General features: G+C 70.3%; 14 protein-coding genes and 1 pseudogene. 3 read left to right on the forward strand and 12 right to left on the reverse strand.

Annotated elements, in window-relative coordinates; translation table 11 throughout:
* Positions 1 to 100: 100 nt before the first annotated feature.
* A complete protein-coding gene (locus ACQP2X_RS25990; RefSeq protein ID WP_498686221.1) occupies positions 101 to 535 on the forward strand; it encodes a VOC family protein in 435 nt (144 codons plus the stop codon).
* A 51-nt stretch (positions 536 to 586) separates the two neighbouring features.
* On the opposite strand, the gene ACQP2X_RS25995 is transcribed toward ACQP2X_RS25990, so the two are convergent.
* Entirely contained in the window at positions 587 to 3,976 is a 3,390-nt protein-coding gene (locus tag ACQP2X_RS25995; protein WP_498686223.1) for a bifunctional proline dehydrogenase/L-glutamate gamma-semialdehyde dehydrogenase, read from the reverse strand.
* Positions 3,977 to 4,068: 92 nt separating this feature from the next.
* Here ACQP2X_RS25995 and ACQP2X_RS26000 point away from each other — a divergent pair, with 92 nt between their 5' ends.
* Positions 4,069 to 5,010, forward strand: coding sequence for a LysR family transcriptional regulator (locus ACQP2X_RS26000; RefSeq protein WP_498686225.1), 942 nt, complete (start codon positions 4,069 to 4,071; stop codon positions 5,008 to 5,010).
* 31 nt (positions 5,011 to 5,041) lie between these two features.
* On the opposite strand, the pseudogene ACQP2X_RS26005 reads toward ACQP2X_RS26000, so the two are convergent.
* From ACQP2X_RS26005 to ACQP2X_RS26055, 11 genes and pseudogenes are all read right to left on the reverse strand, one after another.
* Positions 5,042 to 5,596: pseudogene (locus tag ACQP2X_RS26005) on the reverse strand (ion channel); the annotation flags it as partial.
* Positions 5,593 to 6,042: an RDD family protein gene (locus ACQP2X_RS26010; protein ID WP_498686226.1), complete on the reverse strand. Its 450-nt coding sequence runs from the start codon at positions 6,040 to 6,042 to the stop codon at positions 5,593 to 5,595. The gene ACQP2X_RS26010 and the pseudogene ACQP2X_RS26005, both read right to left, overlap by 4 nt.
* Positions 6,039 to 6,563 (reverse strand): hypothetical protein, encoded by a 525-nt coding sequence (locus ACQP2X_RS26015; RefSeq protein ID WP_498686228.1) that lies wholly within the window; start codon positions 6,561 to 6,563, stop codon positions 6,039 to 6,041. Before ACQP2X_RS26015 ends, ACQP2X_RS26010 begins: the two co-directional genes overlap by 4 nt.
* A 92-nt stretch (positions 6,564 to 6,655) precedes the next feature.
* A complete protein-coding gene (locus ACQP2X_RS26020) occupies positions 6,656 to 7,402 on the reverse strand; it encodes a class I SAM-dependent methyltransferase (protein ID WP_498686230.1) in 747 nt (248 codons plus the stop codon).
* Positions 7,403 to 7,501: 99 nt separating this feature from the next.
* Complete coding sequence (locus ACQP2X_RS26025; RefSeq protein ID WP_498686231.1) at positions 7,502 to 7,846, reverse strand: hypothetical protein; 345 nt, start codon at positions 7,844 to 7,846, stop codon at positions 7,502 to 7,504.
* A gap of 33 nt (positions 7,847 to 7,879) precedes the next feature.
* Entirely contained in the window at positions 7,880 to 8,821 is a 942-nt protein-coding gene (locus ACQP2X_RS26030) for a phosphoglycerate dehydrogenase (protein ID WP_498686233.1), read from the reverse strand.
* Positions 8,822 to 8,876: 55 nt separating this feature from the next.
* Positions 8,877 to 11,003, reverse strand: coding sequence for a hypothetical protein (locus ACQP2X_RS26035; RefSeq protein ID WP_498686234.1), 2,127 nt, complete (start codon positions 11,001 to 11,003; stop codon positions 8,877 to 8,879).
* A complete protein-coding gene (locus tag ACQP2X_RS26040) occupies positions 10,996 to 11,688 on the reverse strand; it encodes an ABC transporter ATP-binding protein (RefSeq protein WP_498686235.1) in 693 nt (230 codons plus the stop codon). Before ACQP2X_RS26040 ends, ACQP2X_RS26035 begins: the two co-directional genes overlap by 8 nt.
* A 24-nt stretch (positions 11,689 to 11,712) precedes the next feature.
* Positions 11,713 to 12,051: a hypothetical protein gene (locus tag ACQP2X_RS26045; RefSeq protein WP_498686237.1), complete on the reverse strand. Its 339-nt coding sequence runs from the start codon at positions 12,049 to 12,051 to the stop codon at positions 11,713 to 11,715.
* Between the two features lie 24 nt (positions 12,052 to 12,075).
* On the reverse strand, positions 12,076 to 12,414 hold the full coding sequence (locus ACQP2X_RS26050) for a hypothetical protein (RefSeq protein ID WP_498686238.1): 339 nt from the start codon (positions 12,412 to 12,414) through the stop codon (positions 12,076 to 12,078).
* Between the two features lie 75 nt (positions 12,415 to 12,489).
* Positions 12,490 to 12,684: a hypothetical protein gene (locus tag ACQP2X_RS26055; protein ID WP_498686239.1), complete on the reverse strand. Its 195-nt coding sequence runs from the start codon at positions 12,682 to 12,684 to the stop codon at positions 12,490 to 12,492.
* Positions 12,685 to 13,197: 513 nt separating this feature from the next.
* Here ACQP2X_RS26055 and ACQP2X_RS26060 point away from each other — a divergent pair.
* Entirely contained in the window at positions 13,198 to 13,629 is a 432-nt protein-coding gene (locus ACQP2X_RS26060; protein ID WP_498686240.1) for a DUF1707 SHOCT-like domain-containing protein, read from the forward strand.
* Positions 13,630 to 13,648: the final 19 nt, after the last annotated feature.

Raw genomic sequence — 13,648 nt, forward strand, 5'->3', positions numbered from 1 at the left:
CTGCCGGCCTCGGCGCTGGCGGAACTGGCCGGCAGCATCCGGGCGGCCCTCCCCCGTTAATGGGGCGAGCCCGACAGCGGGGAACCACTATGGTGGCCCGATGGCGCCGGTGAGGAAGATCCAGATCACGTTCGACTGTGCCGAGCCGGTGCGGGTGGCCCGCTTCTGGTGCGAAGTGCTGGGCTATGTGGAGCCGCCGGCCCCCGAGGGCTTCGCCACGTGGGACGACTACGACGCTTCCCTGCCACCGGCCGAGCGGGGCGCGTCGTTCGCCATCGTCGACCCCACCGGCGAGGGCTCACGCCTGTTCTTCCAGCGCGTCCCCGAGGGCAAGGTCGTCAAGAACCGGGTCCACCTCGACGTGCGGGTCGGCACCGGCCTGGTCGGCGCCGAGCGCCTGGCCGCCCTGGAGGCCGAGTGCACCCGTTTGGAGGCCCTGGGCGCCAAGCGCGTCCGCCTGCTGCTGGCCGACGAGGAGAACGAGTCGTGCCAGGTCATGCAGGACGTCGAGGGCAACGAGTTCTGCCTCGACTGACGTGGGATCGCCCGGCCGGCCGACAACCGGCCGGCCGGGCGCCCACCAGACCTAGAGGGCCGTGGTGGCCAGGCGGTCCGGGTTGCCGAAGCGGTGGGCGGTGATGCTGACGGCCTGCTCGTGCAGGAACGGGAGCATCTCCACGCGGCCGGCCTCGGTGACCGGGCCGTGCCAGACGGCCAGGTCGGGGCGGCCGCCCGTGGCCGCCGTGACCTGGGACAGGGAGCCGCCGATCAGGCGTACGCGGGAGACGCCGTCGAGGCCGCGGGCCCACGTGGCGTCGTCCTCGACCGTGACCTCCACCGGGAGGTCGACCGGGACCGCCGACGAGACGCGGAGCGGTGCTCCGGCTCGCAGCCCCGCCGCCACGACGCGCGCCAGGTCCGCGACCGGGACGCCCTCGGCCAGGCGGATCGACACCGGGACGGGCAGGTAGCGCAGCACGTTGCGCTCCGCCCACAGGCCCGACACGTCCGCCAGCCGGCCGAACTCGTCAGCCCAGGCGGCGGCGTCGCTGCGGGCGGCGCGAGCGACGAACTCGCTGTCGACGGAGGCCAGCAGCTTGCGAACCTCGGGGTGGTCGACCGTGGCCACCGCGGACGACGGCGCGGGAGCCCAGTGGGAGAGGCCCACCAGGTAGTTCGGGCCGCCCGCCTTCGTGCCGGCGCCGACCGCCGAGCGCTTCCAGCCGCCGAACGGCTGGCGGCGGACGATGGCGCCGGTGATGCCGCGGTTGACGTACAGGTTGCCCGCCTGGACGCGGTCGAGCCAGGTGCCCAGGTCGTCCGCGTCGAGCGTGTGCAGGCCCGACGTGAGGCCGTAGTCGACCTCGTTGACCAGGTCGATCGCCTCGTCCAGGGTGGCCGCGGTCATGATGCCGAGGATGGGGCCGAAGTACTCCGTGCGGTGGAATTCCGAGCCTCGGCGCACGCCGTCGCGGATGCCGGGGCTCCACAGGCGGCCGGAGTCATCCTTCCGAGACGGCGAAAGGAGCCAGCTCTCGCCGGGGCCGAGCTTGGTCAGGCCGTCCAGCAGCTTGCCGGCGGCGGGCTCGATCACCGGGCCGACCTGGCTCTCCGGGTCGGACGGCCAGCCCACCGTCAGCGACTCGGCGGCGTCGATCAGCTGGTGGCGGAAGCGCTGCGAGCGGGCCACCGAGCCGACCAGCACGACCAGCGACGCGGCCGAGCACTTCTGGCCGGCGTGGCCGAAGGCCGAGGCGACGACGTCCTTCACGGCCAGGTCGAGGTCGGCACTGGGGGTGACGATGATGGCGTTCTTGCCGCTCGTCTCGGCCAGCAGGGGCAGGTCGGGGCGGAACGACCGGAACAACTGCGCGGTCTCGTACGCCCCGGTGAGCACCACGCGGTCGACGAGCGCGTGGCCGACGAGCTGACGGCCCAGCGCCTGCTCCTCGACCTGGACCAGGGTGAGCAGGTCGGCGTCGGGCAGCACCGGCTTGATGATCTCGGCGAGCAGTGCTCCGCACCGCTCGGCCTGACCGGCCGGCTTCAGCGCCACGGCCGAGCCGGCGGCCAGGGCGGCCAGCACCGAGCCGGCCGGGATGGCCACCGGGAAGTTCCACGGCGGCGTGACCAGCGTCAGCTTCTCCGGCACGTGGGTGGCGCCGTCGACGTCGTCGAGGCCGGCCGCGAGCTCGCCGTAGTAGTGAGCGAAGTCGATCGCCTCGGAGACCTCGGGGTCGGCCTGGTCGGCCGTCTTGCCGGTCTCGGACGCCATCACCTCGATGAGGTCGGCCCGCCGGGCCTCGAGGGCCTCGCCGACGCGGTGCAGGATCTCGCCCCGGGCCTTGCCCGAGAGCGCGCCCCAGGAGGCGGCGGCGACGACGGCCGCGTTGAGCCGGGAGTCGAGCTTGCCCTCGGTGTTCACCCGCGCCGCGTCGATGGTCGCGACGCCGAGGGACGAGGAGGGCACGCGGGCCAGGACGGAGCGGACCAGGTCGCGGTTGGCGGCGACGGACGGGTCGGTGTCCGGGGTGTTCTCGAAGTGGCCCGGCTGCGAGGGGGCGACGGCGGCGAACCGGTCGGCCACGCGGTGCGCCGGCGGCACGGTGTCGTCGAGAGCCGCGAGCGACGCCAGGAAGCGGTCGCGCTCGCGGGTGAACAGCGCCTCGTTCTTGTCCAGCTCGAACACCGCCGACATGAAGTTGTCGCTGCTCGCGCCCTCCTCCAACCGGCGGATCAGGTACGCGATGGCGACGTCGAACTGCTCCGGGCGTACGACCGGGGTGTAAAGCAGCAGACCGCCGACCTCGCGCCGGACCACTTCGGCCTGGCCCTCGGCCATGCCGAGAAGCATTTCGAACTCGATGCCCGGCCGTACGCCTCGACGGCCGGCCAGCAGCCACGCGTAGGCGACGTCGAACAGGTTGTGCCCGGCCACGCCCAGCCGCACGTTGCCGACCCGGTCGGGGTGCAGGGCGTAGTCGAGGACGCGCTTGTAGTTGGTGTCGCTGTCCTGCTTGGTGTTCCAGGTGGCCAGCGGCCAGCCGTGCACGTTCGCCTCGACCTGCTCCATCGGCAGGTTGGCCCCCTTGACCAGGCGGACCTTGATGCCGGCGCCGCCGCTCGCGCGGCGGGCCCCGGCCCACTCCTGGAGGCGGATCATCGCGGACAGGGCGTCCGGGAGGTACGCCTGCAGGACGATGCCCGCCTCGAGGTCGCGCAGCTCCGGCTTCTCGAGCAGGCGGGTGAAGACCGCGATCGTGAGGTCGAGGTCCTTGTACTCCTCCATGTCGAGGTTCACGAACTTCTTGGTCGGCGCCGTGGCGGCCAGCCGGAACAGCGGGGTCAGCTGCTCGACGATGTGGCCGACGGCCTCGTCGAACGCCCACGGGTTGTGCGGGGCGACGGTGGCCGACACCTTGATCGACACGTAGTCGACGTCGGCCCGGCCCAGCAGCCGCTCGGTCTCGCGCAGGCGGCGGGTGGCCTCGCCGCGGCCCAGGACGGCCTCGCCCAGGAGGTTCACGTTCAGGCGTACATCACGGCGCTTGATCTTGGAAATGGCCTTGCCGAGCTTGGCGTCGGTGGCGTCGACGATCAGGTGGCCGACCATGCGGCGCAGCACGCGGCGGGCGATCGGCACGACCACGCCCGGCATGACCGGGGCGAGGGTGCCGCCCAGGCGCACCGCGGCGCGCAGCGGGGCCGGCAGGAAGCGCGGCACGTCCGGGGCGAGGGCGTGCAGGGCGCGGGCGCTGACCTTCAGGTCCTCCGGGCGGACGACGCCGTCGACGAACCCCACGGCGAAGGCGAGCCCTTTGGGGTCCTTCAGGACGCCGGCCAGTTGCGCGGCGGAACCGCCCACCGGGATCGTCGCGGCCTCGTGCAGCCAGCGGCGGACCAGGGCAACCGCCTCGTCGGCGAGTTCGTTGTCCCCGGCCGGGGTGTAGGCCTGGGAGTGGGCGACGTCAGTCATGCCGAAAGTGTCCTTCCGAGTTCCGTTCAGGAAAAGCGACGGTTCATGACGAGTACTCTTCAGTTCTTCTTACGCTTTCCACGGGGGTGCCCATGCTCGAGATCCGGCGTCTGGCGCTGCTGCGCGAGCTGGCCATCCGGGGCACCATCGCCGCCGTGGCCGAGGCCCTCAACTTCTCCCCCTCGGCGGTGTCGCAGCAGCTCAGCCAGCTGGAGAAGGAGGCCGGCATGCCGCTGCTGCGCAAGGCCGGCCGCCGCGTGCAGCTCACCCCGCAGGCCGAGGTGCTGGTGGCCTCGGTGGAGGAGGTGCTCGACACGCTGGAGCGCGCCGAGGCCCGCCTCCAGGCCTCGGTGACCCGCGTGAGCGGCCGCGTGCGCGTCGCGGTGTTCCAGTCGGCCGCGCTCGCGCTGATGCCGGCCACCCTGCTCGCCATGGCCACCCGCTTTCCCGACGTCCGGGTCGAGATGGTGCAGCGCGAACCGGAGGAGGCGCTGCGCGAGACCTGGGCCCGCGACTTCGACATGGTGATCGCAGAGCAATACCCGGCCCACGCCGCGCCACACCATCCCGGCCTCGACCGGCGCCCGCTCACCACCGACCCGATCCGGCTCGCACTGCCCGCTCTTGATCTTTCTTTGCGGCCGGTGGCGTCACTGGAGGAGGCCCGCCACATGCCCTGGGTGATGGAGCCCCGAGGCGCCGCCTCCCGCCATTTCGCCGAGCAGCTGTGCCGGAGCACGGGCTTCGAGCCGGACGTCCGCTACGAGACGGCCGACCTCCAGGCCCACATCCGCCTGGTCGAGTCGGGCAACGCGGTCGCCCTGATCCCCGATCTCGTGTGGGCGGGCCGGCAGACCTCGTGCCGCCTGCTCGACCTGCCGCTGATGCCGCGGCGCACCATCTTCACCGCTCAGCGGGTGGCCGGGGCGGCGTCTCCGGCGGCGCGGGCGTTCCGGACGGCTCTGGAGGAGACGGCGAGCTCCGGCGCCACAATCGCGGGCGCCACGCCTCCACCACCTTCGCCACGGCCGTGACCAGGAAGAGCTGACCGACCAGGGCTTCCAGCACGGCCAGGGTCTGACCCGGGTTGCCGGCCGGCACGACGTTGCCGTATCCCGTGGTGGTCAGCGTGACGAAGCTGAAGAAGAGGGTGTCGGCCAGCGTCCCGTCACCCGCCCCGCCCCCGAAGAACGGCCCCGGCTGCAGCGTCGCTATGCAGCGATAGGCGAACCCGAAGGCCATGCCGAGCATGAGGTACGCCGACAGGGCGCCCAACATGAGCTCACGATCGGCCTCGGGCCGCCGGGCCACGTCGCGCACGATCGCGACGGGCGCGACGAGATAGAGCGCGCTGCCGGTCACGAAGGTGGCGGCCAGCAGCGTCCGGTCGGCGTCGGCCACCGCGTTCCAGCCGGCGGTCACCAGCGCGAGGATCAGCACCACGGCGGCGACGGCCCGCACACCCCGGCGGATGGCCGAGACCCGCAGCGCGTACCAGACCGTGACGGCCTGCACGAGCAGGATGATCGACAGGGACCAGTAGCCGTCGAGCGAGGTGGCGAGCACGTAGGTGGCGGCGATCAGCACGATCACCGGCAGATAGGAGCGCCGGGGCGTCATCCCGGGCTCGTGCGCAGAACCGCGGTCCGGGCGATCTTGTCGTGGATCGCCTGGTGGCGGCGGTCGACGAGGATCCAGGCGGCACCGATCGGGAAGTAGCCGAGCACCAGACCGCGCACGAGCGCGGCCACCCAGCCCACCGGCCGGCCGCCGGCGGTGACCACCCGCAGACCCAGCAGGGCCATGCCCGGAGTACGCCCGGCGAGCAGCCAGAACAGCGCGCAGTAGACGCCGAAGACGGCCGGCAGGACCAGCGCGAAGGCCCCGGCCAGGAACGACTGGAGGTCGCGGACCAGGACCCCGGCCACCTCACCGACCAGGGCCAGCACGGCGATGGCGGCGGTGCCGAAGCCGGTCACCAGCAGCGCGTCGACGAAGTAGGCGATCAGGCGGCTGACCGGCCCGGCGTAGACCTTCACCGGCCGGGCCAGGCCGGCGCCGCTCACCGCGGATCGACCGGGGGCACCGGGACCGGGTCGCCGCCGCGCCGCAGCACGCGGGTGGTGACCCGGTCGACCGCGGTGTCCCCGGCCGCGGCGCCGTTGCGGATGCGGCCGACGAGCTCGTCGACCATGGTGTCGCGCTGACCGCGCACCAGCGGCTGGATGCGTTCCGGCTCCTCGGCGAGCAGGGCGAGCACATCGTCGAGGATGGTGCGGACCAGCGGGCGCAGCACCCGTTCGAGCTGCGCGTCGACCACTCGGTCGGCCAGCTCGGAGGTGGCCACGGCCATGACGGCCGCGTCGAACGCGGCCCGGGCCCGCGCGGCCCGGCCGAGCAGCCCCGCCGTGGCCTGTTCCCGTTGATTGGCCCCGCGCCCGGCGAGTCCGTCCAGGCCCGCGCTGAACCGGCCGGCGGCCCCGCTCCCCGCCTCACGCACATCGACGAAGATCCGCACCGTCGCGTCCTGCGCCTGGAAGACCGCACCCAGCGCCGCGTCACGCCACCTGCCGAGACCGTCTGCCATCGCGCCCACCTCATCCGTAGCGGCCCGTCGGCTCATCGTGCCGCCCCGCTCGCCCGCCCTGCCTCATCTCGCGGGGATGAGAGCCACACGGCTCACGCGGGCTCGCAGACGCAGAGTTGGAGCGGGGCGTTCGTGGCGAAGGGCCCGCCGGCCCAATCGCCGAAGCGGTCGGCGAGACGGAGGCCGGCCTGCGAGAGGAGCAGCGGCAGCTCCTGCGGGAAGATGCTTCTGATCTCCAGTGGGGCGACGACGAAGTCGGGCTCGGTGGCGGTCGACAGGTGCCAGGTCCCCCGGGTGACCTGGGCGGGCGCGTCGTAGATCTCGGTGACGTCGACGCTGACCGGGCCGCGGCCGGGGTCGGTGAACGACAGCGACTCCCGGGGGCGCCGCACGCCGTCGGCGGCGGCGAGGAGACGGACGTTCGGGTTGAAGATGTCGAAGGTGAATCGCCCTTCCGGAGCCAGGTGCCGTCGCACGGCCCGCAAGCAGCTCACCAGGTCTGCGGCCTCGTGCAGATGCAGCAGGGAGTTGGCCGCGATGAAGACGAAGTCGAAGGTGCGGCCCAGGTCGAAGTCCCGCATGTCGCCCCGCGCCCACTCGACCGTCACGCCGCGCTCGTCGGCCTTGCGGTGGGCCTCGGCCAGCATCTCCGGCGAGAAGTCCAAGCCGGTGCACGGTCGCCCGTCGGCGGCGATGGGGATCAGCTTGTGCCCGGTGCCGCAGCCCAGTTCCAGCACGCTTCCGCCCTGCCTGGCGGCGGCGGCCCGGTAGAAGTCGACCGCGGCGCCTCCGCCCGGGAACATGAGGTCGTACAGCCTCGCGTGGGCGTAGAAGCTCATCGGTCTCTCGCTCTCTGGAGGCTGCGCCGCAGCTCGTCGTGGCGGAACGGTAGACGCCCGACTGGCGAGGTTCAGCTGCTCCCCCCAGGGGGACGGGCCTCAGAACTCTCCCACTCCCGGGTGTGCGCCGGCCCGGTCGACGTCGGTGTCCTCGGCGTCGACGCCGGTCCAGAACGGGGCGCGGCGCACCACATGGCCGGGCGCGCCGGGACCCTCGACGAGTTTCATGGTGGCGGCGGCCATCGTGAGACCGCCCAGGATCAGGGCGAGCGCCCCGGCCACCGCGCGCTGCGCGACGCTGCCCTCGCCCAGCCCGGCGACGGTGACCGCCCCCGAGAAGACCAGCAGGGCGCCGGCAAGGAAGACCGCCCCCACGAGATAGCTTCCGATCACGACGGCCGCGAACGCTGCCCGCGACATGGCCGCCGAACCCTGGCGTTCCATCCGCCGATGGTAGGCCCGCCCGTGGGACGCCGTCTATCTCCGCACGACGTTACGGAGCGGCCGGTCCGCGAGGAACGCCGACAGGTTCTCGGAGACCAGCCCGGCCGCGCCGACCGGCCGCCCGCCGGCCGCGTGCGGCGTGATGATGACGTTCGGCTCGTCCCACAGCGGCGACGAGACCGGCAGCGGCTCGGTCTCGAAGACGTCCATCGCCGCCCCGCCGAGCCGTCCCGACCGCAGCGCCGCGAGCAGGGCCTGCTCGTCCACTGTCGTTCCCCGGCCCACACTGATCACCCAGGCCCGCGGCGGCAGCAGCGCCAGCACCGACGCGTTCAGCGCGTGCGCGGTCGACGGCGTGGCCGGCAGGATCGAGATGAGCACGTCGGTCTCCGGCAGCAGCGACGGGAAGGCGCCGGCGGTGACGACCTCGAAGCCGTGCCTCGTCCCGGCCTCCCGCGCGACCCCGGTGACCGTGGCCCCGAGCGCGGTCAGATACGGGGCCAGGGTCGCCGCGATCCCGCCGAAGCCCCAGATCACCACCTTCGCGCCGCGCAGCGTACGGAAAGCGGTGGGGTCGTGCACCGGCTGGTTGCCGCCCAGTTCCTGGGCCCAGCGGTGACCGACCTGGGCCCGGACGAGCAGGTTGAGACGCCGCGCCGCCGCCAGCGTGAGGCCCAGCGTGTGTTCCGCGACCGTCAGGTCGTGCAGCCCCGTGCCCGACGTGATCACCACGTCGTCCCCGAAGCCGGCCGCCAGCACCGCGTCCGGCCCCGCCGCGAGCGTCTGCACCCAGCGGACGTCCTTGAGCCGGGCGGCGGTGTCGCTCAGCTGAGAGGCCGTGTTGCTCCACACCACGATCGCCGAGGCGTCGAGTTGGTCGTCGCGCAGAGGCTTGTCGACGGCGTAGACCGACGTGGTCACGTCCGGCGGCAGGGTGAGGTCCAGCGCGATGCTGTCCGGAAGTAGCAGCTTCATGGTCCAAACCTAGAACGCCTGCGACGGATCGCGATGATCGATCGCGGGATGCGGCTCAGTCGGCGGCACGTAGCGCTGAGATCCGGCCGAATACCGCGATCAGTGCGCAGATGACCAGACCGGTGACGGCGCCCGCACCCGCAACAAGCGCGAGCCCGGCCCACGGTAACGCGATCGAACCGCCGATCGTCACCAGCACGTAGCAAAGGCCCAGACCAGCCAGAAGGCTAGTGCCGATGACAGTGAAATAGGAGACTCCGAACTGCAGTGCTTCCAAGCCCGCGAGACGGCGTCGCGTAAGTCCGAGATTGCGCAGCGCGGCATTACGGTGTGAGGCTCGAAGGCTGCCGTCGATCGCAAGCATCACGGCTCCACCAGTGCCAAGGACCCCTGCCACGATCAACGCTGCGGTCAGCCATGCCACCAGCGGAGATTGCTGCGGCTGCATGTCGGCCGCGCTGCTGACCACAGGGCCCAACAGGGTCCGGGCGGCGGCGTTGCGGACATCCGCGTCGGAAACAGCCGACGGCGCGAGCACGAGCACCCGGCCCCCCGCTGGAGGGACGGAGTCCTTGAGGGCGATAGCTGTTCCCGGTGGCGCGCCCAGCGCGGCGCGGAGCTGCTGCTCATCTCGTGGAGCAAGCGCCCCCTGGTCTCCAGGCTCACAGCCGAGCTTCAGTGCCCGGGCCAGGTCGGCACAGGACGATCCGATCTGGAGACCGTCGGTGGTCTGGACGTAGGCGAAGACGGCGGCGTCGGGAAGTGCCGCGCGGAACCGTTCAAGCGATTCTTGGCCTTCGTTGAGCGAGCCGACTCGATAGGTGACAACCGCCCTGTCCGGCCGTGCTCCGCTCTCGTCGGGTGCAGTGACGGCGAGAAACCCCAGGACACAGCAGGCCAGCAGGGTGAGACCGGCCAGTCCGAACAGCGGCCGGGCAACCACGTGGGGAAATCGCTCCAGGCGTCGCCCAGCAAGGAGTGTGGAGACCGTTCCCCGTCGCTGGAGGAACCCGCCGGCTGATGCAACCCATTTGGGCAGAAGCAGCGGCATCGCCAATACCACGAGTATGACACCGGCGAGGCCGAGTGAGCCCGAGAGCCGGCCCGGTACGAAAAGCGCCAAGAGGACGATTGCCAGCCCTGGCAGCATAGGCAGGGTGCGAAACCGTGACAGCTGCTGCGGCGCGGCTATCGGCCGAGTGAGATCGGTGCGCTGCCTCCAGCGGTCGGTGAGTACGGCGCTGAGGGCGGCCACGGTGAGGACGATCAGTGCGGTGCCCGCCGTCGGCAGGGCGGCGACTGTCATGTCGCCGCTGAAGACCGGCATGGTCAGCACCGGCACGACTGTCGTGGTGCGAAACAACAGTTGGCCTCCCACCGCCCCGATCACTGCGCCGAAGCCGGCCCAGAGAACGGCATCGACGATCACGATGGCGAGCAGGTGCGAAGGTCGGACTCCGAGCCAGGCGAGAATCTGAAGCCGCCTGTCGCGGCCGGCTGACGCGGTTGCCGTGGCAGCGCACAACAAGAGAAGTGTGGGAACCCCGAGAAGCGCCAGCCCGCCGAGCACCATCTGCGTAGTCGGAAGTGTCGACAGTCCGGCTACCGACACGGTGCCGTAGGTGTTCGGTTCCGCCCCGAACGACGAGACATAGCGGGTCGCCCGAGAGCCGGCCAGCGTGGTTCCGGCCGCGGGCCGGGCGTAGGCCAGCAACTCGCCGGGCCCGGACAGACCTTCGTCGGAGATTCGGGCGCTGGTGAGCGGATAGCGGCTGGCGAGGCTGCCGTCCGCGGCCGACGCGCGGGCCAGTTCCGGCGATATCGCCACCTCGCCCGGAAGAGGAAGACGGTCCAGCCCGGGCGGCAATGCTGCCGGCACCCCGGACGACCGCATCGGCTCCAGGTAGACAACGGGAAACTGTTTCCCGCGCCAGATGTCGGCGCGTTGGGCCACCATGAGCGAGGCGTGTTCGGGCACCGCTACGACTGCCGTCCGGTCGAACTCGCGGCCGTTCGCCGCCTGGACCATGGCGGCCACCGCGAACCCTGACATCACGGTGAGGGCCGCGATCAATCCAGCGACGAACAGGCAAGCCCGTCGCCACGTCTGTTCCTTACGCTTACTCAGGCTGAGACGCAAGGCCAGGCTCAGGATGCCGTTCGACTTTGTCCGATCACTCACCGGCGTTCTCCTGGCGAAGCTTGCCGCGCACCAAGCGGTAGGTACGTGTGCATTGGCGGGCGACAGCGAGGTCGTGCGTAGCGACCAACACGGCCACCTCGTACCTCTTCGCGCAGTCGAGGAGAAGCGTCATGACCGCTGCGGCATTGTCCTCATCCAAGGCGCCCGTGGGCTCGTCGGCCAGAAGCACCTGGGGCGAGGCGGCAAGCGCGCGGGCGATACCGGCGCGCTGCACCTCACCGCCTGACAGCGTCTCGGTGAAGGACGCGGCGACGTCCCCGAGGCCCAAGTCGCCGAGAACAGCGGCCGCCGCCGACCGGGCAGCGGTTCTGGGCCGCCCGGCCAGCCTCAGAGGCAGTTCGACGTTCTCCGTGACCGTCAGCTCGGGCAGAAGCTCCCCGAACTGAAAGATCATGCCGATCGTGTTCAGCCGGAACCGAGCCCGTTCGGCCTCGTTCATCTCCCCCAGCCGGCGGCCGGCAACCGAGACGTCGCCGGCCGTCGGGTTCTGGATCCCCGCCACACAGTTGAGCAGCGAGGTTTTCCCGGATCCGGAAGGCCCCATGATGGCTACCGACTCGGAGGGCAGCACCCTGAGGTCGATGCCGTCGAGTAGTCGTCTCCCCGGCACCTCAATGGTGAGGTCCCGGAGAATGACCGCAGGTTGATCGCCAAGCATGTTCATGGGCCTCTGGATTCGACGCGATGATCAGGGATAGACGTAGTTGCCGCAGGAGTCCGGAGCGAAGTCGATAGCCTCGCACGTGCGGTGCTGGACGATGCTCGTGTACGGGCCGCGCTGGGAGCAGGAGTTGTTGGCCCCGTTGCCGTCGGTCACGCTGCTCCACTCGCCGGAGCCGAGTTGATACTCGGCGTACACGTGGCGGCTGTCCGACTCCATGTCACAGGTCTTGATGAAGTTGCCCCAGGACAGTTCGTACCAGTCCTGCGAGTAATTGCTTCCCTGGGTGGAGGTGGCGGCGAATGCGGCCGTCGGCACGAGGCCGACCGCGATCGCGTAAGCAATGGCGAGAACGCGTTTTCTCATTATTCGATCCCTCTGATATGAGCGCTAGGGGTAGACGTAGTTGCCGCAGGAGTCCGGCGCGAAGTCGATCGCTTCACATGTGCGATGCTGGAGAATGTCCGGGTAGGTGCCGCGACTGGCGCAACTGTTGTTGGCGCCATTCCCGTCGGTCACACTGCTCCATTCGCCGGTGCCGATCTGATACTCGGCATACACGTGGCGGCTGTCCGACTCCCGGTCACACGTGTTCATCGTGTAGCTGACATCGCCGGAGTCGTACGAGTAGTTGCTGCCCTGGGTCGAGGTCGCGGCCAACGCCGACACTGGGGCCCCGAGAACGATGGCGGCGGCATAAAGGATCGCCGTCGTCTTCCTGAAAGTCATGTTCCTCCCATTCGTAGGCGGTGTCCGCCGTCCGGGCCGGCTGCTCCGGCCCGGAAACTCGTGTATCCGGACCCGTCAGTCGGTGTAGACCCACGTGCCGCACAGGTCCGGGTAGAAGTCGACCGCCTCGCAGGTGCGGTGGACGTATATCTCCTGGTAGTTGCCCCGGCTCGCGCAGCCGTTGTTGGCGCCGTCACCGTCGGTGACGCTCGTCAACTCCCCGCTGCTGATCTCGAATTCCGCATATACGTGCCGGCTGTCCGATTCCATGTCACAGGTCGTCATCCGTTGCGCTCCGAGACTTCCGGAATCGTACGAATAGTCGCTGCCGTGCGAAGACGTCGAAGCCAGAGCAGCAATAGGTGAGCCCAGCAGAAGAGTTCCCGCAATCAGAGTGACAACCGCCTTACGCATGTTCACGTCCATCCCGTCAGGTTCATCGGATAATTTGGGCAGCACATTTACCCGGCAACTCAATGCTTGCGGCAGCAAAGGCTCCGGAAAATGGCGCGACGGGGGTCAGCTCAGCATGATGAGCAGGAAAGGATGACTCGACACCACAATTCACCCCCGTCGATCGATGTGGCGTGGGGCAAACATTAAACCGACGGCCTACCCGTTGTAAACACTTCTAACTGAACATCCTGAAGACGGACATTTCGCACCATACAGGACGCAGAACGAAGTGACCTGCGACAATGTCTTACTCATGCGTTCTCGTCGGTTGTTTGCCGTTCTTCGCAGCCGTCCTCTAAGCTCGTCCGAACGGAGGGAGTGCTGCGAGTGACCGACGGAACATCGACGAGCCGAACGCCGGAAACAGCCTTGAGCACGTCACGGCGGCTCAACGATCGCCACCGGGCGGAGGCCGCGCGCCGGCTGGAGGAAGCGGTCGCCGACGGCCGGCTGAGCCTTCACGAGTATGACCACCGGTTGAAAGCCGTCTATGAGGCCCGTGTGCGGGCCGACCTGCAGCCGCTCGTCGCCGACCTCGAGCCGGATCAGGAGCAGACGGAATATCGGCTTCCCCGCGCGCTCGTGATGCTCTGGGTCGTGTGGGCGTCCGTTGTGGCGCTCAACGTGGCAGTCTGGGGAATGTGGACCACAGCCGTCGGCGGCGGTATTCACCCGTGGCCGGTCTGGGTCGCCATCCCGCCCGGTGTCGCCCTGCTCGGTGCGACCGCCGTCCACCGGGCCGCCCGCCGGCGGAACTGAACCAACCTCGGGTGCGCGG

Origin of the sequence: Actinoplanes sp. CA-131856 (assembly GCF_050956135.1) — a bacterium.
In the GTDB taxonomy this organism is placed as follows: Bacteria; Actinomycetota; Actinomycetes; order Mycobacteriales; family Micromonosporaceae; genus Actinoplanes.

Coding starts and splice junctions, on each gene's coding strand:
- ACQP2X_RS26050 (WP_498686238.1), bottom strand. CDS start 12,414: ATGACTTTCAGGAAGACGACGGCGATCCTTTATGCCGCCGCCATCGTT.
- ACQP2X_RS25995 (WP_498686223.1), bottom strand. CDS start 3,976: ATGACTGACGTCGCCCACTCCCAGGCCTACACCCCGGCCGGGGACAAC.
- ACQP2X_RS26000 (WP_498686225.1), top strand. CDS start 4,069: ATGCTCGAGATCCGGCGTCTGGCGCTGCTGCGCGAGCTGGCCATCCGG.
- ACQP2X_RS26045 (WP_498686237.1), bottom strand. CDS start 12,051: ATGAGAAAACGCGTTCTCGCCATTGCTTACGCGATCGCGGTCGGCCTC.
- ACQP2X_RS26015 (WP_498686228.1), bottom strand. CDS start 6,563: ATGGCAGACGGTCTCGGCAGGTGGCGTGACGCGGCGCTGGGTGCGGTC.
- ACQP2X_RS26055 (WP_498686239.1), bottom strand. CDS start 12,684: ATGGAATCGGACAGCCGGCACGTATATGCGGAATTCGAGATCAGCAGC.
- ACQP2X_RS26025 (WP_498686231.1), bottom strand. CDS start 7,846: ATGGAACGCCAGGGTTCGGCGGCCATGTCGCGGGCAGCGTTCGCGGCC.
- ACQP2X_RS26020 (WP_498686230.1), bottom strand. CDS start 7,402: ATGAGCTTCTACGCCCACGCGAGGCTGTACGACCTCATGTTCCCGGGC.
- ACQP2X_RS26040 (WP_498686235.1), bottom strand. CDS start 11,688: ATGAACATGCTTGGCGATCAACCTGCGGTCATTCTCCGGGACCTCACC.
- ACQP2X_RS26030 (WP_498686233.1), bottom strand. CDS start 8,821: ATGAAGCTGCTACTTCCGGACAGCATCGCGCTGGACCTCACCCTGCCG.
- ACQP2X_RS25990 (WP_498686221.1), top strand. CDS start 101: ATGGCGCCGGTGAGGAAGATCCAGATCACGTTCGACTGTGCCGAGCCG.